We start from the raw sequence: 21537 nt of genomic DNA, 5'->3' as shown, positions 1-21537 counted from the left end.
AACAAACGGCGGAGATTTCTCTCCGCCGTCCAGGGTAAAGGATGCGCTAAGGTCGGCTGAACGTTTTTTCGATCAATTCTCGACGTCTGCGATCACAGCTTGACCGCCGGGGCCTTCAGCCGACGCTGCATCGACATTGCCAGCGTCGGTATTGCCAGTCTCGGTATTGCCAGTCTCGGCATTGCCCGTCTCGGCATTGCCCGTCTTGGCATTGCTTGTCTCGGCACTCTCAGGGCCGGCGTTGTCGTTGCCGCCATTTGCCTGTTCGACATCGAGGCGCGGGCGACGCGGACGCCTGGGGCGGCGGGCCGGGCTGTTTTCGGCAGCGGCTTCGTTGAGCTCGGCCTGGGCGGCGAGACCCGCCGGCGAAAAATTGTCGAATTGCGGTGCGGGCCCACCCACAAAGACCGGCTCAGCGGCCGGCACGGGCTCCGCCTGCGCCGGCGTCTCGTCGCGCCGTGGCTGTTCGACGCGCTGGCCACCCTGCTCGCCGCGCGAGCCATACTCGCCGCGCTGGCCGTTCTGGCCGTAACCGCCATTGGGGCGACGGTCGCGATGGCGTCCGCCATTGTTGTCGCGGCCGTCACGGTTATCGCGACCGCCGCGATTGTCGCGGCTGTTCTCCTGGTTCAGCGCCAGCTCGGCCGGTGTGCCATCGATGACCGGCTGCGGGCCGGCCCCGTGATTGACGGTCGAGCCCGACGTCTCGTTGGCATTGTTGTTGCCGGCATTGTCGAACTCGTCGCGATCCTCGTCGCCATCATCGTCGAAATCGTCGCGATTCTGCTGGGCGTTCTGGATCGGCATCTGCGCCTGAGCGGCTGCGATGATGCGGTTATAGTGCTCTGCATGCTGAAGATAGTTTTCCGCCATCACCCGGTCGCCGGAGCTTTGCGCGTCACGGGCAAGGGTTGCGTACTTCTCGGCAATCTGCTGAGCCGATCCGCGGATCTTCACGTCCGGGCCGTTGCTCTCGTAGTTGCGCGTCAGGGGATTCGGCCCCTTACGGTTGTTGTTGTTATTGTTGTTGCCGCCGCCGCCATTGTTGTTGCGACCGCGCATGCGCCTGTTTTGCTGTTGTGGCCTCATTAGACTCTCTTCACTTTGAAATTTTCGAAAAACTCTTCACGAACGGAGGCGCTCATGCGGCCAGCCGTTGTTCCTTCACCGGCGTTCGCCCGCATCAATTGCGTTGGCGCCACGTGCCATCCTGTTCCGGTTACTTCACTTGCCGGACGATTCCCGCACGAAGCTTGGGCGTCGTTTGCGCAAGAAGGCAGCTATTTCCAAGGAAAACCGAATCGCTAAGAGCACTGCCTGCTTCGTCTCATCCGGTTAAGGCGACCCTAGCCGCATTCCCCGGTATTGCCAAGCGCTTTTTTCGCACTGCATCACGGCTTCCACCGTTCGAACACAAGAACTCTGTCGTTTCCGCCGAGATCACGAAACGCCCCGATCGAACGGTACCCGGCCGCGGAGAATATCTCCGTAACCTGTTGGTGCTGCGTATGGCCGATCTCGACCGCAATCCTGCCTTGGAGTTCCAAATACGCTGCCGCTCCTGCGGCGATCTTCCTGTAGGGGCTCAGACCGTCCACGCCGCCATCGAGGGCCTGGCGTGGATCGAAACCGCGGACCTCGTCCTGCAGATTTCCAATGTCGTCTGAGGGTATATAGGGAGGGTTTGCGACAATTACATGGTACCGGCCAGAAACTTTTTCAAACCAGTCGGATTCGAGCGCCGTGAACCGGCCGGCGAGCCCCAATTCCCCGGCATTACGCATGGCTGTGGCCAGCGCCTCCTGCGAAATGTCGACGCCGGTGGCGGTCGCGGCCGGAACGGCGCTGAGCAGCGCCAGCGCAATGGCACCGGTGCCGGTCCCGAGATCGAGGATGCGGCAACCGCCTTCGCGTGCCGCCATCGCCTTGACGAAGGGCAGTATAGCCTCGACCAGCGTTTCGGTATCCGGCCGCGGCTCCAGCGTTTGCGGCGAAAGCGAAAGGCGCATGCCGTAGAATTCGCGGTAGCCAAGGATTCGGTGTACCGGCTCGCCGGCGATGCGCCGTCGCAAGGCGGCTTCGATTGCCGCCGTCACGTCCGCATCGACCGCGTGCCCGGGCTCGGCGATGGCCTGCGTGCGACTGGTGCCGGAAAAATGCTCGACGATCAGCCTGGCATCGAGCGCCGGATCCGCAACCCCGGCTGCGGTGAGCCGGTTTCGCGCCTCCCGCAGCAGCGGCGCCAGCGTGGCGGGCAGGCTGTCAGCCATCAATGCCGATGTCGGCGAGCAGCTTCGACTGGTGATCGGCGATCAGCGCGTCGATGATCTCGTCGAGCTCGCCCATCATCACCCGGTCAAGCTTGTAGAGCGTCAGGTTGATGCGATGATCGGTGACGCGACCCTGCGGAAAATTATAGGTGCGGATGCGTTCCGAGCGGTCGCCCGAGCCGACCTGCGACTTGCGCGATTCGGAACGTTCCTCGTCCGCCTTGCTGCGCTCAAGATCATAGAGCCTGGCGCGCAGGATCTGCATGGCCTTCGCCCGGTTCTGGTGCTGCGACTTTTCCGCCTGCACCACCATGATGCCGGTCGGCAGATGGGTGATGCGCACGGCCGAATCGGTGGTGTTGACGTGCTGGCCGCCTGAACCCGAGGCGCGCATCGTGTCGATGCGGATGTCTTCGGCCCTGATGTCGATGTCGACCTCTTCGGCTTCCGGCAGCACAGCGACCGTCGCCGCCGAGGTATGAATGCGTCCGCCCGCCTCGGTCGTCGGCACGCGCTGCACCCGGTGCACGCCGGATTCAAACTTCAGATGGGCAAAGACGCCCTTGCCCGAAACAGTGGCGATGATTTCCTTGTAGCCGCCGACCTCACCCTCGCTGGCCGACACCGTCTCGAAACGCCAGCCATGCGCCGCGGCATAGCGCTCGTACATGCGAAACAGGTCGCCGGCGAAAAGCGCCGCCTCGTCACCGCCGGTGCCGGCGCGGATTTCGAGGATGGCGTTCTTGTCGTCGGCGGCATCCCTTGGCAACAGGAGGATTTGGATGTCCTTCTGCAGCGCCTCGATGCGATCCTTGACCTCCGGCAGGTCGGCCTCGGCCAAGGCGCGCATCTCGACGTCGGTGCCCTTGTCGGCGAGCATCGCCTCCAGATCGGCCTGTTCGCGCTCCGCGGCGCGCAATGCCCTGATCTTTGCCACCATCTCCTGGATGTCGGCATATTCGGAGGCCATCCTGACATAGGCGTCCGGCGCCGGCCCGGCCGACATCTGCGCTTCGAGCATGTCGAAACGCTTGACGACTTGATCCATACGGTCGCGGGGCAGGTTGATCATGGCGAAGTCTATAGCGGTATAGAGCGGTCGTCGGCAAAGGCTTGCAGCAGCGCCCGCATCGGCAGGCCATGCGCCGGCGCCATCAGATTGTCGTCGAAGAACGCTTCCAGCTCGCTCAGCGGCAGTTCCGTCAGCATCGCCTTGACCGGGCCGATCGATGCCGGCGACATCGAAATCGAGCGGTAGCCAAGGCCGATCAGCGCCATCGCCGAAATCGGCTTGCCGGCAAGTTCGCCGCACAGGGTCACCGGCGTATGGTTGCGCGCCCCGGCGTCGGCAATCTGCTTCAGGACGCGCAGGAACGGCGTCGAGAGCGGGTCGAAGCGGTCGGACAATTGGGTGTTGCCGCGATCCACCGCCATGACGAACTGGAACAGGTCGTTCGAGCCGACCGAGACGAAATCGACCGCCTTCATCAGCTCGTCGAGCTGGAACAGCAGCGACGGCACCTCCAGCATCGCCCCGAGCTTGAGGCTGGTCGGCAAATGATGGGCAAAGCGCGACAGATGCCGCACCTCGCGATCGATGATCTCGCGCGCCTGCGCGATCTCGCCGAGTTCGGTCACCATTGGCAGCATCAGCTTCAGTTCGCGCCCGCCGCACGCCTTGAGCAGCGCGCGGATCTGGGTGCGCAGCAATCCGGGCCGGTCGAGCGTCAGGCGGATGGCGCGCCAGCCGAGCGCCGGGTTCTCTTCCTGGATCGAGCCCTTGAAATAGGGCAGCACCTTGTCGCCGCCGATATCGATGGTGCGGAACGTTACCGGCTTGCCGCGCGCCGCTTCGAGCACGTCACGATAGAGCCGCTCCTGCGCTTCGGCGCGCGGAAAGGTCGAGGCGACCATGAACTGCAGCTCGGTGCGGAACAGGCCGATGCCGGCCGCGCCCGCTTCGGCCAGTTGCGGCAGATCGACCGCCAGCCCGGCATTCATCAGAAGATCGACCTGGACACCGTCCTTGGTCACCGACGGCTTCTTGCGCAGTTCGCGGTAGACCTCCTGCCGCCGCGCCCTGAAGCGCACTTTCTCAGCATAGGCCGCCTCGAGGTCGGGCTGCGGGCGCAGATGGATCGCGCCTTCCTCGCCGTCGACGATGATGGCATCGCCGTTTTCCGCCATGGAAACGGCGCCCTTCATCTGGCCGGCGACGGGTATGCCCATGGCCCGCGCCACGATGACGACATGGCTGGTCGCGGCGCCGTCCTCCAGCACCAGCCCGCGCAGCTTATCCCTGGGATAATCGAGCAGCTCGGCAGCCCCCATCGAGCGGGCGACGATGATGGCGTCCTTGGGCAGCGAGGCCGCGACATCCTCCGGACCGCGCCCCATAAGCTGCCGCAGCAGCCGATTGGCGAGATCGTCGAAATCGCTCATTCGTTCGCGCAGATACGGATCGGTCATGTGCAGCATGCGGGCACGCATGTCGCTCTGCACCTTTTCGACCGCCGCTTCGGCCGTCAGGCCGTTGCGGATAGCCTCCTCGAGCCGGCGCACCCAGCCGCGGTCGTTGGCGAACATGCGATAGGCTTCGAGCACCTGGCGATGCTCGCCCTCGAAGGCGACGTCGCGGCGCTCCAGCATGTCGTCGATGGAGAGCCTGAGCGAGCCGAGGGAGGCGTCGAGCCGCCTGACCTCTTCCTCGCTGTCCTCGTTGAACAGATTGGTGACGACGATGCGCGGCTCGTGCAGCACCACATGGCCGAGCCCGACGCCTTCGTTGAAGGACAGGCCGGTAAAGCTTACCGGGCGGCGCAGATCGAGCTCGAGGCCGGGCCTTGTCAGCCGCTCCAGATCGCCGGTGGCGATCATCTCGGCGATCACCATCGCCGTCGTTTCCAGCGCCTCGACCTCGTCGTCGCGATAATGGCGCATGGTCTTGTTCTGCACAACCAGGACGCCGAGTGTCCGCCCTGCCCGCAGCACCGGCACGCCGAGGAAGGAATTGTATATCTCTTCCCCTGTCTCCGGCAGATAGGCGAAGGCAGGATGCTCCTGCGCGTTGGAGAGGTTGAGCGGCCGCGCCGAGGCCGCGATCGTGCCGACCAGGCCTTGGCCCAGCCTGAGCTGCGCCAGGTGGACGGCGTTCGGATTCAGGCCTTCGGTGGCGTAGAGTTCGAGCACCGAATCGGCGCGCAGCACATAAAGCGAGCAGACCTCGGCAACCATGTTGGAGGCGATGTCGCGCACGATTCGGTCAAGCCGCTCCTGCGGCTCCAGCGGCTCTTGCATGAGCTCGCGGAGCCGTTTCAGCAAAACGCGCGGGCCGCTGGCCGAATCACGCATCGCGGCTTCTTCTCCAATAGCGTTTCAACCGGTGCAGGTTGCCCTGCACAGCGGCACAAACGCAACAACTCAATTAGAGCGCCATCGTCCAATTGGACGCATGAAGGCCGCTCCAAGACTTTCGATCCGCTGCATCCTGCCTTCCGAAAATCGATTCCGATTTTCGGGCCGATGCAGTCTGCTACTGCTTATCCAGACCGTACACGGAATGCAAAGTGCGAACTGCTAGTTCCGTATAGGGACCGTCGATCAGGATCGAAATCTTGATTTCGGACGTTGTGATGGCGCGGATGTTGATCGCGCGGTCGGCCAGCGCCTTGAAGGCGGTGGCGGCGACGCCGGCGTGGCTGCGCATGCCGATGCCGATGACAGAGACCTTCGACATGCCGGCTTCCGACTGCACCACATCGTAGCCGATCGTCGCCTTCAGCCGCTCGAGCACGGCCAGCGCCTTGTCGACGTCGCCGGATGGCACGGTGAAGGTCATGTCGGTGAACTTGCCGTCCTCGGAAATGTTCTGGACGATCATGTCGACATTGATGTTGGCCTCGGCCAGCGGCCCGAAAATGCCGGCGGCGACGCCCGGCCGGTCGCCGACGCGGCGCAGTGATATCTGCGCCTCGTCCTTGGCATAGGCAATTCCGGTGACGACCTGCTGTTCCACGATCTCTTCCTCGTCGCAAATAAGCGTTCCCGGCGGATTGAGCAAATCCCCCATTCCGGGTGCATCGGGATCGTCGAAGGACGACCGCACAAAGGTACGCACCCTGTGCACCATGGCAAGCTCGACCGAGCGCACCTGCAGGACCTTGGCCCCGAGCGAGGCCATTTCGAGCATTTCCTCGAAGGAAATCTTGGCCAGCCGCCGCGCCTTCGGCTCGATGCGCGGATCGGTCGTGTAGACCCCGTCGACGTCGGTGTAGATATCGCACCGGTCGGCCTTGACCGCCGCCGCGATGGCGACAGCGCTGGTATCGGAACCGCCGCGGCCGAGCGTGGCGATCCGGTTGTCCGGCCCGATACCCTGGAAACCGGCGACCACCGCCACCTGGCCTTCGCCGAAGCGCTTGATCAGGAACGCACCGTCGATATCGAGAATGCGCGCCGCGCCATGCGCGTTGTCGGTCTTGATCGGGATCTGCCAGCCTTGCCAGGAGCGGGCATGCACGCCGATATTCTGCAGCGCGATCGCCAGCAAGCCGGCGGTGACTTGCTCGCCGGACGCGACGACGGCGTCATATTCACGCGCATCGTGCATCGGCGACGCCTCGCGCGTCCACTGCACGAGTTCGTTGGTCTTGCCGGCCATCGCCGAGACCACGACGGCGACCTCATGGCCGGCATCGACCTCGCGTTTGACATGGCGCGCCACATTGCGGATGCGGGCGATGTCGGCGACGGAGGTCCCGCCGAATTTCATCACGATGCGCGCCATGGAAGCGAAATGCCTTTGACTGGATGCCGGACCGAAGGCCGAAAAGCGGAAAAATGCGCCAAGCTGTGGCCGGGCGCTCAATGCGCGGCCTCCTTAGCCAAATGACAGTCGTTTCGCAAGGCGTGCCGCCGCTGCCGGCCGGGCGACACACCAGCGCAGCATGGCGCCCGCATACTTCTTCCCAAAATGGTGCGCGCTTCAGCCCAGCTGTGCCGTGGCTCTCCACAGGCGCGGATAGTCGAGGACGAAACCGAGCGGCGAGACCTCTAGCGTCTCGTGGTAGCCGAACATCGGGGCGGCATAGGCGTAGTGTGCAGCATCGACGCGCTGATAGGTTTGCTCGAGGCGAACGAGCCTGAGTTCGGGAAATGTCAGATAGGCTGCCGGGGCGGGCGTCGCCATGCCGACATCGAGGGCAAAACGGCGAAGCGCCAAAAGGTTTGTGGCGGGCGTGAAGCCGAGATCGATATCGATGAGACCGTCGACTTCCGCTTGATGCTCGCCGTTCAGCGTCCATTGGCGCTCGGTCAGCCGGTCGATCCCATAATGCAGCTCTTGCGTGCCGAGAAAGCCGTCGGCGCGCGCCGAGCGTGTATGCCAGTCGGCATCGCAGTCCACCTCGTAGGCGATGCCGCACGGCTTGCCATCCTGGACCAAAAGCGCGTGTCCCCTGAGGTTCCACCCGGAACTCGCTTCCGACAGCAGGCAAGCGTCGTGGCCTTCCTGGTCAAGCCGGCGCCAAAGAATGGAAGCAACCGCTCGCATCATGCGCACTCCTCCGGTCCCGATGTCTCTGCTTCGTCCGCCAAAGCATTGGTGTTTCCTTCCGGCACACCATCAACTGACACGTGCTGACACAAATGCAGCAGGCGAAAGGCGCCGCCGGCAGGCATCGCGCGCATCGCGCCGCCGACGGTGAATTTCGCGCCTTGACATTCGCAGCCTCGCGCCCGACTTCCTAGCGTCCGAGGAGACCACACCATGCCAGAGCCCCGACGATCGACGATCGATGCCGGAGAGGTGGAACGCTTTTCCGCCCTTGCCGCCGAATGGTGGAACCCGAACGGCAAGTTCCGCCCGTTGCACAAGTTCAACCCGATCCGGCTTGCCTATGTCCGCGACCAGGTGACAGCCCGCTTCGGCCGCGATCCGCGTGCGGCACGGCCGTTCGAAGGCCTGCGCTTCCTCGACATAGGCTGCGGCGGCGGGCTGTTGTGCGAGCCGATGGCGCGGCTTGGCGCCGAAGTGGTCGGCGCCGATGCCTCAGTCACCAACATCGAAGTGGCCAAGCTGCATGCGGCGGAAGTCGGCGTGAGCGTTGATTACCGCGCCACGACCGCGGAAGACCTGGCCGACGCCGGCGAAAAATTCGACGTCATCCTCAACATGGAAGTGGTCGAGCATGTCGCCGATGTCGATCTGTTCCTGGCCAAATGCGGCGAGATGGTCAAGCCTGGCGGCATCATGTTCGTCGCCACCATCAACCGCACGCTGAAGGCCCTGGGCCTGGCCATTATCGGCGCCGAATATGTGCTGCGTTGGCTGCCACGCGGCACCCACCAGTTCGGCAAGCTGGTGCGCCCCGAGGAACTGGAAAAGGCGCTTGCCGGCGCCGGCCTGACCGTCGTCGACCGCACCGGCGTCACCTACAACCCGCTCGCCGACCGCTGGCAGCGCTCGAAGGACATGGACGTCAACTACGTGGTGCTGGCGGAGAAGGCATCCGTCTGAAGCTTACGCCTTCTGGCCCCTATGGCCTCTGGCTTTGAGCCTTGGTGGTGATGAACACGCCGGCGGTGATGATGACGGCACCGGCCCAGGTCAGCAGTTGATAGCGCTCGCCGAGGAAGAGGGTCCCGGCAAACAGCCCGACCGCCGCCGCGACGTAGCCGATCTGGCTGAGATAGACCGGGCCGCCGACCGCTTGCAGGCGGAAGAAGAAGGCGAACATCGCCGAGGCTGATGCCACCTGTGCCGCAGCGACCAGCGGCACGCCGCCGAGCGAGCCGAATGCATTGCCGCCAAGCAGGACCAGAATGCCGGCAAACAGCATCAAGGCTGCTGCCAGGTGGCTGCCGACGGCGAGCTCGATCGGGCCGGTGCCTTCGGGCCAGTCGACGGTGCGGTAAATGTTGCCGGCGGCGAGGCTGACCGGGATGAGCAGGCCCATCGCAACCCAGAAAAATTCGGCCGGCTGGCCCGCTTCGCCGCGCGTCACCGCCACCATGACTGCGCCGACGAAACCGACGACTATGCCGACGATGCCCAGCATGGTCGGGCGCCTGACGCCGAGCAGCATCGAGAACACCAGCGTGACGACCGGCGACAGCGTGAACATGATGCCGCTGTAGCCGGCGCCCAGATGCGGAATGGCTGAAAACATCAGCAGATTGGGGATTGCATATGAGACGGCCGCGGTGACGAAGAAATAGCGCAGCCTGTGCGGCGTAAGCCGCATGCGCTTCCCGTTGAGCAGCAATGCGCACAAAAGCACGCCGCCGGCACCAAGCGAGATGACGAAGGCCCAGACCATGGCGGCCACGCCGGCCGCCGTCGCGATCTTGCCGAACGGCAGCGTCAGGCCGAGCAGTCCACCGGTGACAACCAGAAGGCCAAGCGCCGAGTCCCAGAGAAATTTCATCGCACCGTCCCGTCGTCCGTTCGCGGCACTTGGCCAATATCGCAAGCTGAGGTAAGATAAGGTAAAGATTCTTCACGTCAAGATACATAACGGTGAGAGACATGGATCGCGCAGCAAAAGCGATCGGGCAATGGAAAAAGGAACGGCCGGATCTCGATGTCTCGCCGATGGCCGTGCTGGGACGGTTGAACGAGGCCGCCTCGCTGATCGCACGAGAGCGGCTGGCGCCGCTGTTTGCAAGTTACGGGCTGCAATCCGGAGAATTCGATGTGCTGGCGACGCTGCGTCGTTCCGGGCCGCCATACGCGCTGACGCCGACGGCTCTCTACGAGGCGACGATGGTGACGTCGGGCGCGATGACCAACCGCCTCGATCGGCTCGAGAAATCCGGCCTGATCAAGCGCGGGCCGCACCCCGACGATCGCCGCGGCATTGTCGTGCAGCTGACTAAAAAGGGTCTGGCGTTGATTGACGAGGCGGTTACCGCTCACGTCGCCAACGAGCACCAGATACTTTCTGGGTTAGTACGCCCGGAGCAGATCATGCTCGCCCGCCTGCTCGAAAAACTGATAGCGAGCCTGAGCTAGCCCAAACGGCAACCACCAGGACTCTGCGATCATTGCATTGGGAGTCGTAACTGCCAGGGGAGTTTGCCGATGACAGAACATGCAGTCGTGATTGCCGGAGGAGGTCCGACGGGCCTAACCCTGGCAGGCGAGTTGGCGTTGGCAGGCATCGACGTAGCCATTGTCGAACGCCGCCCGAACCAAGAGCTTGCCGGTTCGCGTGCTGGCGGTTTGAGCTCACGTACTCTCGAAGTTTTCGATCAGCGCGGCATCGCGGACCGGTTCCTCGCCGAAGGACAAATAGCCCAAGTCACGGGATTCGCGGCGATGCGTTTAGACATCAGCGATTTTCCGACCCGCCACAACTACGGGCTGGCGCTGAGGCAGAAACACATTGAGCGCATTCTAGCTGGATGGGTCAGCGAGCTGGCAGTGCCGATCTATCGCGGCCGTGAATTGACGTGTTTCGTGCAGGACGACGCCGGCGTCACCATCGAACTGTCCGATGGTGCCTCGCTGCGGGCAAGCTATCTCGTCGGGTGTGATGGAGGCCGCAGTCTGGTCCGCAAAGCTGCTGCCATTGAATTTCGAGGATGGGATGCGACGACCAGCAGCATCCTCGCCCAGGCCGAGATGGCGGAGGAGCCGCCACTGGGCATTCATCGCACGGCACTTGGCATCCACGCCTTTGGCAGGGAAGAGTACGAAATTCGTGACGGCAAGGTCGTCTTTGCCGATAAAGGTCCCATTGGCGTCATGGTCACTGAAAAGAATGTCGGCGCCACGACCGAGCCCACGCTGCGCGACCTCCGCAAAGCACTCGTCGCCGCATGCGGAACAGATTACGGAATCCATAGCCCAACCTGGATTTCCAGGTTCACGGACATGTCGCGGCAGGCGGCGGCTTACCGCAAGGGCCGGGTTCTCCTAGCGGGCGATGCCGCCCATGTGCATTCCCCGGTGGGCGGACAAGGCCTCAATACCTGTGTGCAGGATGCGGTGAACCTCGGTTGGAAGTTGGCCCAAGTGGTGAAAGGAACATCGCCTGAAGGCTTGCTCGACACTTATCACATCGAGCGGCATCCGATTGCGGCCCGCGTGTTGCGCACGACAATGGCACAGGTCGCATTGCAACGTACTGATGATCGCACTGAAGCCTTGCGTGAAATCGTATCAGAGCTCCTTGGGATGGAGGAGCCTCGCAAACGGATCGCTGCCGAGATGTCCGGACTTGGTATCCATTACGACCTCGGCCAAGGGCATCCGCTGGTCGGCCGCCGCATGCCTGACCTCGACCTGGCGACGCCTGATGGTCCCATGCGCGTATTTGCGCTCCTCCAAAATGCGCGGCCAGTGCTCTTGAATCTCGGCGCGCCGGGCAGCTTCGACATCAAGCCGTGGTCAGACCGCATTAAGTTGGTTTACGCCAAATGTGACGATCCATGGGAGTTGCCTGCGCTAGGCTTGGTCTCCGCTCCGATCGCAGTTTTAATCCGACCCGATGGATATGTTGCTTGGGTAGGCGACGGGACGCAGGATGGTCTTCAAGACGCGATGAACACCTGGTTCGGACAACCGGGCTAAGAACCGCAAAAACCAGTTAGCTCTTGATCTGGTTGAATGGTCCCGAAATCAAACGACCACGGACGGCAAAAACTCAGATCCTGGCCGCCGAGCCTCGTTTGGGCCGGCGAACAGCTCTGATCTTGCCGCTGTTTCCGCCGCCACAGAAAAACTGGTCGCCGCCATCGGATTCGAGCCCCGACACGCCTGTCCCCGGCGGCATATCGAGCTTCTCCAGGACCTTTCCCGTTTCAGGATCGATCCGCCGGACATCGCTCTCCTCACCCTCCCAGGTGCCATGCCAAAGCTCGCCGTCGACCCAGCTGACCCCGGTAACGACGCGGTTGGAAACGATGGTGCGAAGGATTGCTCCTGTCTCGGGATCGACCTGATGAATCTTTCGGCCCCGGTGCTGCCCGACCCAGAGCGTTCCTTCGGCCCAGGCGAGCCCGGAATCACCGCCATTGCCAGGAGCCGGGATCGACGCCAGCACCTGGCCATTCTTCGGATCGATCTTCTGGATGCGATCCTCGGCGATCTGATAGAGGTACTGGCCGTCGAAAGCCGTTCCGGCGTGTGCCGCTACATCGATCGAGCGCACCACTTTGCCGCTCGCCGGATCGAAGGCGTTCAATCTGTCGCCTGAGGCAAACCAGACATGCTCGCCATCGAAGGTAACGCCGTCCACGTGGTCGACACCCGGAAAGGGTCCATATTCTCGAAGGATTTCGGCTGCGGATCGTTCCATGATTCCATCCTAGTAGCCCGGCAGTGGGCCGGGGAGTAACAAGATTGTCGGGAAACCCGTCAGCGGCGGGGTCATCCAGCGACGCGCCCGCCCGCGGCCGAACGACTGCACCTTGCCGGCGAGGGCGAGCTGCTCGAGCGCCCGCTGCACGGTACGCGAACTGGCTCCAAGCGCAATCGCCAGCGCCGAACTCGACCAAGACTCGCCGTCGGCGAGGAAGGCGAGTACGGCGGCATGCTCTTCTTCGACGGGCGGCGCCAGCACGACGACCTCACCGGCGCGGCGCGGCGCCAGCGCAAAGCCCCGCTTCGTAGCGCTCACATCGGCCAAGCTCCGAAGCTCCGCGCGAAGCCGCCCGGCTTCGACGCGCAGCCGCGCTCGATGTGATTCGTCGGCGTCCTTTCCGCGGAAAGCGCGCGCAATAAGCGTCGCTCTTGCCACGTCCCCCGGCCAGGCTTCGGCCAGCGCGCGAGCCAGCGCGAACAGCACCGGGCGGGTCGCCAGCGAGACGACGGTATCTGCGACCCGCACGACATTGCGGCATGCATCCACCACGAGCGCCCCCGACGCCAGGAGCACTTCGACTTCATCGAGCAGGAGGGGCCGTTCGTCGCCACGCGCGACAAGGCGTGCGGCCGGCGTGTCCAGCACCAGCGATGCGCTCTCAACCTCTGCGATCAGCGCGGGGATGCCGGACGCGCGCGCCGCTCGCGCCGCCAGGCCGAGGGCGGCGCGCGCAGGGCCGGTCCGCAAGCGGCGGATGGCGATGCCGGCGACAGCCAGCTCGTGGGCGGCCCGCGATGCCGGCGGCAGCGGCGAGGGATCGAAGCCGTCCAGCCTGCGCTCGGCTTCGTCGAGATGGCCGATCAGCAGCAGGCGCCGGACGTCGAGGTTGCGCGCATGCGCGGCGTTGACGCGGTCGCCATGCTTTTCAAGCGTTGCCCGCGCGGCGTCGAGTGCCTTGGCCGGCCAGGTAAGGTCGCGCGAGACGAGCGCGATCTCGGCCTCGGCGACGACACACCGCGCGCGGGCCACGGCCTCCCTCGGGCTGAATGCGTGCGCCGCCCTCTTGAGGAGAACCTTCGCCCGAACCAGGTCCCCAAGCTGCGCCATCGCGATACCGCGCAACGCCAGTGCCGGCGCATCGTCGCGCAGCGCAACCCGCTTCAAGGCGCCGAGCGGATCGCCCGCCGCAAGCGCATGCGCCGCGGCCGTGATCAGCGAGTCCATCGGAATCCCGTCACACTTGTCACTCCCCCGGCTTCGACATCCGGCGCTAAGTCCATCTCACCAACCAGTCGTATCGGCAACGGCGACTGTAGCCAACCTGAGTTGCGGGCGCGATTCTGCACTAGGCTCGAACGCAACGAGAAGCACTAGGAGAGACACTATGATGATCCAAGGTACAACCATCCTGGTGACTGGAGCCAATCGGGGCATCGGTCGGGCACTGGTCGAGGAAGCCCTGAGCAGAGGCGTGAAGCGCGTCTTCGCCGCAACCCGCCAACCGATGGCCCATCCTGACCGGCGTGTGACGTCCCTGACCATGGATGTGACCAACGCTGCGCAGATCCGGGAGGCCGTCGAGAAGATCGATACTCTCGATATCCTCATCAACAACGCCGGCGTATCGCCCTTCGATGACCTCAGCGACCGTCGTGTGCTCGAACAACAGCTCGCCGTAAACCTCTTCGGCTCGTATGACGTTACCCAGGCTCTGCTGCCGTTGCTGGCCCGGTCGCGGGGAGCCATCGTCAACATTCTGTCGCTGGCCTCGATTGCCGCCGTGCCGTTCAGTCCGGCCTACTCAGTCTCGAAGGCGGCCTCGTTCTCGCTGTCGCAGTCGTTGCGCACGCTCCTGGCCGGACGGGGTGTCAGCGTCCACAGGGTCCTTCCCGGCCCGGTGGACACGGACATGACACGGGGCCTGGACATCGCGAAGGCCTCTCCGGAGTCTGTTGCGCGGGCGATCCTGGACGGAGTGGAGAACGGCGAAGAGGAAATCTTCCCCGATCCCATGTCGGAGCCCCTGGCGGAAGGCTGGCGCAGCAGTGCGGTCAAGGCGCTTGAACGCCAGTTTGCAGCCTATGCGGAAGCAAGCCCGTCCAGTGAAGCAAGCCCGTCAGACAGTGGGCATGAAAGAAGCAGCGAAACGATTGCCCGCGAGCCCCATCCTTGCTGCTCGGCCTGAAACTGCGAACGCTTGTGCAGGGGTGGCGGCATCGCCGCCCCTCGGCACCGCCCCGACCTTCACGGCGCTGCCTGGCGAAGAGATGCCTCGCTATGTCCGGAGCAGGTTGACGGATCAGTTGCGGTCGTCGCGGAAACTTGGAATAGGCATGAACTCGACGCCGTCGTCGGCCAGGCTCTTGGCTTCCTCCAGCGTCGCCTCGCCATAAATGCCGCGCGGATCGCTCTCGCCAAAATGGATCTTGCGCGCTTCCTCGGCAAATTTGTCGCCGACATAATCGGCGTTCTCGCGCACCTTTTCGGCCAGCGCCTTGAGCTGCGCCATCGCCTGCTTCTGGGCCTCGCCCATGGCGAGCGCAATCTTTTCTCGGCTGCGCCCGGTCGAGACGGCCGGCGCCATCAGCGCCTTGTCGATCTTGTGCGAGCCGCAGGTCGGGCAATCGACGAAACCGCGCTTCTTCTGTGTGTCGAAATCGTCGTTGCTGCGGAACCAGGCCTCGAATTCGTGCTCGTGCTCGCAGATCAGGGAAAAGCGGATCAAGAGGCAGCACCCCTGAGCGGCATTGCCTCCGCCGAACCGGCGTTTACGGCAAAATCGCGTGCGTTTTTGAGATTCGGTATCTTCTTGCGCGCGGCGACTGACTGCGCCGGGTTGATCTCGGCGACGATCACCGCCGGCTCGTCATGGGCAGCCTCGGCGACGATGCGGCCCCAGGGATCGACGATCAGCGAATGGCCATAGGTTTCGCGGCCGTCCTCGTGCACTCCGCCTTGCGCGGCGGCAACCACATAGGCGCCGTTCTCGATGGCGCGCGCCCTGAGCAGCACATGCCAATGCGCTTCGCCGGTCTGGCGGGTGAAGGCGGCGGGCACCGAAAGCAGATCGGCGCCGGCCAGCGCCTCGGCCCGGAAGAGCTGCGGAAAGCGCAGATCGTAGCAGACGGCAAAGCCGAGCTTCGCGCCATCGATTTCGGCGACGACGGCCTCGGTGCCCGGCTCATAGGCGGCGGATTCGCGCCAGCTCTCGCCATTGTCGAGATCGACGTCGAACATGTGGATCTTGTCGTAGGTGGCAATCGTGGCGCCGTCCGGCCCGAACAAAAGCGCCCGGTTGGCAAGCTTGCCGTCGGCGCGCAGAATGGCGGTCGAGCCTATATGCAGGAAAATGCCGAGCTCCTTGGCCAGCCTCCGCGACGTCGAGACGATGATGTCCTTGTCTTCGGAGGTGAAGGAAGCGGCCCGCGCCTGGCTGTCGCGGATCAGCGCGCCGGTCATTTCCGGGGTTTGGATGTACGTCGCGCCAAGACCTGCCGCCTCGCGCACCAGCCGTTCCAGATCGACCGCATTGCGCTCCGGGCTGGTTCCCGAACGCATCTGGATCGCCGCCGCCTTGAAAGCATCCCCCGACTTGATGGCACCCATGGTCATGTCCTTATCTGGTCGAGCCGTTGGCGAGCAATCTGTCCAGCCGTCCTTCCGCCTCCAATTCATGGAGATCGTCGGAGCCGCCGACATGCGTGTCGCCGATGAATATCTGCGGAAAGGTGGAACGGCCATGGGCCCGGGAGATCATTTCCTGGCGCAGTTCCGGCGAGAAGGAGGCGTCATGCTCGGTATAGGCGACACCCTTCCTGTCGAGCAGCCGCTTGGCCGCGGTGCAATAGCCGCACATCATCCGCGTGTAGATCGTCACATCGACCATCGGTCAGCAACCCTGCCTCGTTCCGCTGTCATGTAGGCTATATAGGCGCCGATTCGTCGGCCCGAAAGTCCCCCGGCAGCACGCGCGCGAAGGTCAGTACGTCGACCGCGCCGGCACCGCCCTTCTTCAATGCCCTGGCGACCGCGCGGACGGTGGCCCCGGTGGTGTAGACATCGTCGATCAACAGCACCCGCCGGCCGGCGATTTCGATCTCCGCCTCGTCAGGCACTTTGAATGCGGCGCGAACATTTTCCTCGCGTTCCCGCCGCTCCAGCCCGACTTGCTGGCGCGTGAGTTTGACGCGCTTGATGGCTGATGGCGCGAAAGGCCGCTCCCCGAGCTGCGCCACCGCCCGCGCCAGTTCCGCCGACTGGTTGAACTGCCGCCGGAAGAAACGCCGCCAGTGCAGCGGCACCGGCACGACCACGTCGGCCTCGGCGATGAGCTCAGCACCGGCGCGGAGCATCCAGCGCGCCATCCACGGCGCCAGATCGGTGCGGTCCTGGTATTTCAGCCCTTGCACCATCTGGCGGGCAACGCCGGAATAGGCAACCGCCGCCCGCGCGCGTTCGAACGGCGGCGGGTCGGCTATCGCCTCCGCCGAAAGGAACCCTTCACCCATGCTGTGGGTGAACGGCGTGCCCATCACCGGGCACCATGGCCGTTCCAGCAACCTGAGTTTCGGCCAGCACGCACCGCACAACACGCCGGGCTGCGAGACATGGCGGCGGCAGCCGGCGCAGACCGGTGGGAACAAGAGGCGCGCTGGCCAGCCCAATGCCTTGCTGGCAATGCGCTTGATCGCAATACGCTTGATCTCTGGCATGGGATCGGCCACGTGGTTGGTCCTCCGCATCACTATATCAGAGAGCGAAGCACAAGGACCTGCCCATTGCAGCCTGTAATCGACACCTCGCTCTGGCTGGCGCGCAAGCGCCGGGCACTGACTCGTCCCATCGCCGGCGCGGATTTCCTCATGCGGCGGGCAGCCGAGGATCTTGCTGACCGGCTCGGCGCCGTCGAACGCAGCTTCGGCAAAGCGGCCTCGTTGTTTTGCCAGACGCCGGCAGCAACAGAGGTGCTCGCCGAAAGCGGCAAGGTGACGGAAAACGTGCGCGTCGAGGCCGACGCCGCTTTCCTGGGCGGCCAGCCAGGACTGTTGGCGCCGTTGGAAACCGTGCCATTCGAGCCGGAAAGCCTCGACCTCGCAGTGTCGCTGCTGTCGCTGCAGGCGATGAACGATATTCCCGGCATGCTGGTGCAGATCCGCCGGGCACTGAAGCCGGACGGGCTTTTCCTCGGCGCCTTCGCCGGCACAGGCACGCTCTCCGAACTGCGCGAAAGCCTGCTTGCCGCCGAGACCGAACTCTATGGCGGCGCCAGCCCGCGTGTGATCCCGTTCACCGACGTCCGCGACGCCGGCGCGCTGCTGCAGCGCGCCGGCCTGGCGCTGCCGGTTGCCGACGTCGAGACGATCACGGTGCGCTACGATTCGCTATTTGGCCTGGCCGCCGACCTGCGCGCCATGGGCGAGACCAGCGCGCTTGTCGACCGCAGCAGGCGGCCGGGCACCCGAGCGTTGTTCGCGCGCGCCGCCGAAATCTATACGGAGCGGTTTTCGGATGCCGATGGCCGCGTCAGGGCGAGTTTCTCGGTGGTCTGGATGTCAGGCTGGGCCCCCGATGCCTCTCAGCAAAAGCCGCTGAAGCCGGGCTCCGCAAAAATATCGCTGAAGACAATCCTGGAAAACCCCGGTGGCCCCTGAGCGGAATCTCTGCGCAAAAGCTAAGCTATCCCACGCAAAAACTAAGCTGGTCACTGTCCAAAAGCGTTGGCAAGCTTGCTGCTGTTGTCGCTGAACAACCACTGGATGGCGCCGGCAGCCTGGCCAATGCCAGCGACAATGGCAAGCGACAGCACGGCAACGATCAAACCATATTCGATAGCCGTCGCACCCCTCTCGTCTTCTAAAAATCGTTGCAGCAAGATTTTCATGGGCGCCCATCCCTCTTGCCCTAACCTAGCGCCGACCCGTTAAGAAAGGTTAACGCGACAGGCTTAATGGGCGGTGAACCCGCTGCATTCTAGAGATCTGTTGAGGAGTCAGCAGTCGCCGCTGCTTCTGCCATCGGCCCGTATGACGCAGACCGAACTGGGCAGCGGCTGCAGCACGCTCTTGCGCAACGTATAGCTGTCGCGCTGGCCGATCGAGCCGGTGCTCATCGTATCAAGGCCGTCGCGGGCAAACTGCGAGCGGGTCCGGCTGTCGAGGTAGGGCGTCGCGATCAAGGCCAGAGCCACTGCGGCTGAGCCGAACAGGAGGGCGATGCGCAATATTCCCATGCCGGCATTGGCGGCGCCGGGAAGGCGGTCGGACCAAGGCGAGTCCCAGTCCTTGTCGAAGCTCATGCAAATCGCTCCCCAGCGGTGGAATCGGCGTAACCGTCTTGCGTCAATTTTTCACGGCCAGATAAATCTTTCATTAACGCTGCTGGCAGCCCGTTGTGGAGCTACCTGGTTTGCGGGAGGTCGGCCGTTACAGCAGATCGATGAGGAACTGGATCAGCGGGGCGTCGGCCGGCGGCATTGGAAAATCGCGCATCTGGCGCGGCCGCACCCATTTCAGCACCTGGCCTTCCTTCGGCTGGGCAATGCCGCGGAAGCGACGGCAGACGAACAGCGGCATCAGCAGGTGAAAATCATCGTAGGAATGGCTGGCGAAGGTGAGTGGGGCCAGGCAAGGGATGTCGGTCTCGATGCCGATCTCCTCGTACAATTCGCGGATCAGGCATTGTTCCGGCGTCTCACCGGGCTCGACCTTGCCGCCCGGAAACTCCCACAGGCCGGCGAGTTGCTTGCCTTCGGGCCGCTGCGCCAACAGCACGCGCCCGTCGGCATCGACCAGCGCGCAGGCGGCGACCAGGAGCAGGCGCTTGCCGACAGTATCCAAGCCGCTCATGCGCCTTGTGGCCGGCGATAGTGATAGCGATAGACTTCATCGAATCCGAGCGAACGGTAGAGCGCCAGCGCCGGCGCGTTGTCCGCCTCGACCTGCAGCCAGGCTTCCCGCGCCCCGCGCAGCCGCGCCCATTTCAGCGCCGAGCGGATGAGATGGCGGCCATGGCCCTGGTTGCGCACCGATCTGTCGGTGGCGATCTCGAACAGTCCGGCAAGATCGCCGTCATGCACGCAGATCAACGTTGCCAGCGGCTCGCTGCCGGCCTCCAGCGCAAACAGCCCGGCCTCCGGCTGAATGGCGCCGATGATCTCCGACAGGCCCGGCCGCAGCGACACATCCGAACCGCTCACCTTAAGTGCGGCACCGATGAAACGGCTGATGTCCTTCAACGGAATCTGGTCCATGGCGTCGTCGAGCGCGGCGTCCGCCAGCGGCAGCCGCATGACCAGCGATTCGGCGAATATGCTCCAGCCCTCGCTGTCGAGGTACTTTGAAAGATCCGGCCCCGACAGCGGCGAGATGCGAAAGGTCAGCGGCCTGCCATAGGCGTCGAAGCGGCGGCTGGCGCGGCCGATGCGCTCGGCAATGTGCTGGATGTCGCCTGGATCGAGCGGATTGACCGAATTCAGCCGCTTGGCCGGGTGGCCGGCCGTCAGCCGCACCACCCAGGTGCCGTCATAATGGACGGCGGCCGCCGGCCAAGCGCGAAAGCCGGCCGCCTCATAGCGGCGCACGATCGCCAACACGCTTGCCGGATGTCTGGAAGCCAACGCCATCAGCTCCGATAATCGCCGTTGATGGCGACATATTCCTTGGTGAGGTCGCAGGTCCACACCGTCGCCTTGCCGCGGCCGATGCCGATATCGGCGCGGATGCGGATCTCGTCGCGCTTCATATACGCCGAAGTCGCCGCCTCGGAATAGGCGGCGTCGCGCTCGCCCTGATACGCCAGGCGGTTGTCGCCGAACCAGATCGACAGAAGGTCGCGGTCGGCCGGTTCGCCGGCCTTGCCGACGGCCATGACGACGCGGCCCCAATTGGCGTCCTCGCCGGCGACTGCCGTCTTGACCAGCGGCGAATTGGCGATCGACAGCGCGATGCGCTTGGCCGAGCGGGCCGATTTGGCCCCGGTGACGGTGACCTCGACCTGCTTGCGGGCGCCCTCGCCGTCGCGCACCACCTGCAGCGCCAGCGATTTCAATACCTTGCCGAGGGCACGGCGGAAGGCGCCGAGGCGAGCATCCTTGGGATCGGAAATTGCCGGCGCGCCGCGCCTGGCGGCAGCCCCCGTGGCGAACATCAGCAGCGTGTCGCTGGTCGAGGTGTCGCTGTCGACGGTAACCGCGTTGAAGGTCTTGGCCGTGCCGCGCGACAGGAGATCCTGCAGCACCGGTGCTGCGATCGGCGCATCGGTGGCGATGAAGGAAAGCATCGTCGCCATGTCCGGCGCGATCATCCCGGCGCCCTTGGCGATACCGTTGATGGTGACGTCGGCATCGCCGAGCTTGACCGTCGCGGTCGCCAGTTTGGGATAGGTGTCGGTGGTCATGATCGCCTTGGCGGCTTCGGCCCACAATTCCGGCTTGCCGTCCTTGACCAGCCCGGCCAGCAGATGGTTGAACTTGCCGGCGTCGAGCGGTTCGCCGATGACGCCGGTCGAGGCCAGGAATACCTCGCCTGCAGTGCAGCCGGCCGCCTTCGCCGCCACCTCGCCCGTGAGTGCCGTCGAGGCGCGGCCCTTCTGGCCGGTAAAGGCATTGGCATTGCCGGAATTGACCACCAGCACGCGTGCCTTGCCAGCCACGAGGTTCTGCCGGCAGAAATCGACCGGCGCCGACGGGCACTTTGATTTGGTGAACACGCCGGCGACGGTGGTGCCGGCGTCGAACACCATGGCCAGCAAGTCGGTGCGGTTCTTGTATTTTATGCCGGCCTCGGCGGTGGCGATGCGCACGCCCTCGATCACCGGCATCTTGGGATATTTCTTCGGCGCGAGCGGCGAAACCTGTGTGGACATGGAAGACCCCGGGCGGGAAAAATCGCGAAAGGAACGCCGGTTTGCCCGATAGCACGCGCTGGCGCAAGGCGTTTCACAGCCGTTACGGCTGCCGG

Annotated in this window: 23 protein-coding genes; 5 read left to right on the top strand and 18 right to left on the bottom strand. The window is 64.3% G+C overall.

Features of this window, described 5'->3' with window-relative positions; translation table 11 throughout:
• Nucleotides 1–72: 72 nt before the first annotated feature.
• From NKI19_RS27420 to NKI19_RS27395, 6 genes are all read right to left on the bottom strand, one after another.
• A complete protein-coding gene (locus NKI19_RS27420) occupies nt 73–1062 on the bottom strand; it encodes a DUF4167 domain-containing protein (protein WP_352566932.1) in 990 nt (329 codons plus the stop codon).
• A gap of 329 nt (nt 1063–1391) precedes the next feature.
• Nucleotides 1392–2270, bottom strand: a complete 879-nt coding sequence (gene prmC / locus NKI19_RS27415) for a peptide chain release factor N(5)-glutamine methyltransferase (protein ID WP_352566930.1) — start codon at nt 2268–2270, stop codon at nt 1392–1394.
• Nucleotides 2263–3342 carry a peptide chain release factor 1 gene (prfA, locus tag NKI19_RS27410; RefSeq protein WP_352566928.1) on the bottom strand — a complete coding sequence of 360 codons (1080 nt, stop codon included), beginning with the start codon at nt 3340–3342 and terminating at the stop codon, nt 2263–2265. Before prfA ends, prmC begins: the two co-directional genes overlap by 8 nt.
• 8 nt (nt 3343–3350) lie before the next feature.
• Nucleotides 3351–5621 carry a phosphoenolpyruvate--protein phosphotransferase gene (ptsP, locus tag NKI19_RS27405; protein WP_292661374.1) on the bottom strand — a complete coding sequence of 757 codons (2271 nt, stop codon included), beginning with the start codon at nt 5619–5621 and terminating at the stop codon, nt 3351–3353.
• Nucleotides 5622–5802: 181 nt separating this feature from the next.
• Nucleotides 5803–7056, bottom strand: a complete 1254-nt coding sequence (locus NKI19_RS27400; RefSeq protein WP_254816709.1) for an aspartate kinase — start codon at nt 7054–7056, stop codon at nt 5803–5805.
• Nucleotides 7057–7254: 198 nt separating this feature from the next.
• A complete protein-coding gene (locus NKI19_RS27395; protein WP_352491803.1) occupies nt 7255–7824 on the bottom strand; it encodes a putative glycolipid-binding domain-containing protein in 570 nt (189 codons plus the stop codon).
• Between the two features lie 213 nt (nt 7825–8037).
• Between NKI19_RS27395 and ubiG the strand changes: the two genes are divergently transcribed.
• Complete coding sequence (gene ubiG, locus NKI19_RS27390) at nt 8038–8787, top strand: bifunctional 2-polyprenyl-6-hydroxyphenol methylase/3-demethylubiquinol 3-O-methyltransferase UbiG (protein WP_352566926.1); 750 nt, start codon at nt 8038–8040, stop codon at nt 8785–8787.
• Between the two features lie 19 nt (nt 8788–8806).
• On the opposite strand, the gene NKI19_RS27385 is transcribed toward ubiG, so the two are convergent.
• Complete coding sequence (locus tag NKI19_RS27385) at nt 8807–9697, bottom strand: DMT family transporter (RefSeq protein ID WP_352503215.1); 891 nt, start codon at nt 9695–9697, stop codon at nt 8807–8809.
• Between the two features lie 101 nt (nt 9698–9798).
• Between NKI19_RS27385 and NKI19_RS27380 the strand changes: the two genes are divergently transcribed.
• Nucleotides 9799–10284 carry a MarR family winged helix-turn-helix transcriptional regulator gene (locus NKI19_RS27380; RefSeq protein ID WP_352566924.1) on the top strand — a complete coding sequence of 162 codons (486 nt, stop codon included), beginning with the start codon at nt 9799–9801 and terminating at the stop codon, nt 10282–10284.
• 69 nt (nt 10285–10353) lie between these two features.
• A complete protein-coding gene (locus tag NKI19_RS27375; protein WP_352491807.1) occupies nt 10354–11847 on the top strand; it encodes an FAD-dependent monooxygenase in 1494 nt (497 codons plus the stop codon).
• 73 nt (nt 11848–11920) lie between these two features.
• On the opposite strand, the gene NKI19_RS27370 is transcribed toward NKI19_RS27375, so the two are convergent.
• The gene (locus tag NKI19_RS27370; protein ID WP_352491808.1) at nt 11921–12574 is read right to left on the bottom strand and encodes a Vgb family protein; all 654 of its coding nucleotides are present in this window, start codon (nt 12572–12574) and stop codon (nt 11921–11923) included.
• A 9-nt stretch (nt 12575–12583) separates the two neighbouring features.
• Nucleotides 12584–13804, bottom strand: coding sequence for a helix-turn-helix domain-containing protein (locus tag NKI19_RS27365; protein ID WP_352709321.1), 1221 nt, complete (start codon nt 13802–13804; stop codon nt 12584–12586).
• 160 nt (nt 13805–13964) lie between these two features.
• Between NKI19_RS27365 and NKI19_RS27360 the strand changes: the two genes are divergently transcribed.
• Nucleotides 13965–14765 carry an SDR family NAD(P)-dependent oxidoreductase gene (locus NKI19_RS27360; protein WP_352566921.1) on the top strand — a complete coding sequence of 267 codons (801 nt, stop codon included), beginning with the start codon at nt 13965–13967 and terminating at the stop codon, nt 14763–14765.
• Between the two features lie 114 nt (nt 14766–14879).
• Here the strand turns inward: NKI19_RS27360 and NKI19_RS27355 are convergent, their stop codons facing one another.
• Genes NKI19_RS27355 through NKI19_RS27340 form a run of 4 tightly spaced genes read right to left on the bottom strand, consistent with a single transcriptional unit; the run spans nt 14880 to nt 17292 of the window.
• A complete protein-coding gene (locus NKI19_RS27355) occupies nt 14880–15305 on the bottom strand; it encodes a DUF1178 family protein (RefSeq protein WP_352566919.1) in 426 nt (141 codons plus the stop codon).
• Nucleotides 15302–16186 (bottom strand): carbon-nitrogen hydrolase family protein, encoded by an 885-nt coding sequence (locus tag NKI19_RS27350; protein ID WP_502899343.1) that lies wholly within the window; start codon nt 16184–16186, stop codon nt 15302–15304. The genes NKI19_RS27355 and NKI19_RS27350 overlap by 4 nt, the downstream gene beginning before the upstream one ends.
• Nucleotides 16187–16196: 10 nt before the next feature.
• Complete coding sequence (gene grxC, locus NKI19_RS27345; protein WP_352566915.1) at nt 16197–16466, bottom strand: glutaredoxin 3; 270 nt, start codon at nt 16464–16466, stop codon at nt 16197–16199.
• A gap of 37 nt (nt 16467–16503) precedes the next feature.
• Nucleotides 16504–17292, bottom strand: coding sequence for a ComF family protein (locus NKI19_RS27340; RefSeq protein WP_502899344.1), 789 nt, complete (start codon nt 17290–17292; stop codon nt 16504–16506).
• A gap of 66 nt (nt 17293–17358) precedes the next feature.
• Here NKI19_RS27340 and NKI19_RS27335 point away from each other — a divergent pair, with 66 nt between their 5' ends.
• On the top strand, nt 17359–18231 hold the full coding sequence (locus NKI19_RS27335; protein WP_352566911.1) for a methyltransferase domain-containing protein: 873 nt from the start codon (nt 17359–17361) through the stop codon (nt 18229–18231).
• A gap of 50 nt (nt 18232–18281) precedes the next feature.
• Here NKI19_RS27335 and NKI19_RS27330 read toward each other — a convergent pair whose 3' ends face one another.
• From NKI19_RS27330 to argJ, 5 genes are all read right to left on the bottom strand, one after another.
• The gene (locus NKI19_RS27330; protein ID WP_352566909.1) at nt 18282–18461 is read right to left on the bottom strand and encodes a Flp family type IVb pilin; all 180 of its coding nucleotides are present in this window, start codon (nt 18459–18461) and stop codon (nt 18282–18284) included.
• Nucleotides 18462–18569: 108 nt separating this feature from the next.
• Nucleotides 18570–18875: a hypothetical protein gene (locus NKI19_RS27325; protein WP_352491815.1), complete on the bottom strand. Its 306-nt coding sequence runs from the start codon at nt 18873–18875 to the stop codon at nt 18570–18572.
• Nucleotides 18876–19002: 127 nt separating this feature from the next.
• Complete coding sequence (locus NKI19_RS27320; RefSeq protein WP_352491816.1) at nt 19003–19425, bottom strand: (deoxy)nucleoside triphosphate pyrophosphohydrolase; 423 nt, start codon at nt 19423–19425, stop codon at nt 19003–19005.
• Complete coding sequence (locus NKI19_RS27315) at nt 19422–20201, bottom strand: GNAT family N-acetyltransferase (RefSeq protein ID WP_352491817.1); 780 nt, start codon at nt 20199–20201, stop codon at nt 19422–19424. The genes NKI19_RS27320 and NKI19_RS27315 overlap by 4 nt, the downstream gene beginning before the upstream one ends.
• The gene (gene argJ, locus NKI19_RS27310; protein ID WP_352491818.1) at nt 20201–21442 is read right to left on the bottom strand and encodes a bifunctional glutamate N-acetyltransferase/amino-acid acetyltransferase ArgJ; all 1242 of its coding nucleotides are present in this window, start codon (nt 21440–21442) and stop codon (nt 20201–20203) included. Before argJ ends, NKI19_RS27315 begins: the two co-directional genes overlap by 1 nt.
• Between the last annotated feature and the right edge of the window lie 95 nt (nt 21443–21537).

Origin of the sequence: Mesorhizobium sp. M0751 (assembly GCF_040320265.1) — a bacterium.
Lineage (GTDB): Bacteria > Pseudomonadota > Alphaproteobacteria > Rhizobiales > Rhizobiaceae > Mesorhizobium.
The sequence above is the reverse complement of the archived record's forward strand: the minus strand, read 5'-3'. Positions and strand labels throughout refer to the sequence as shown.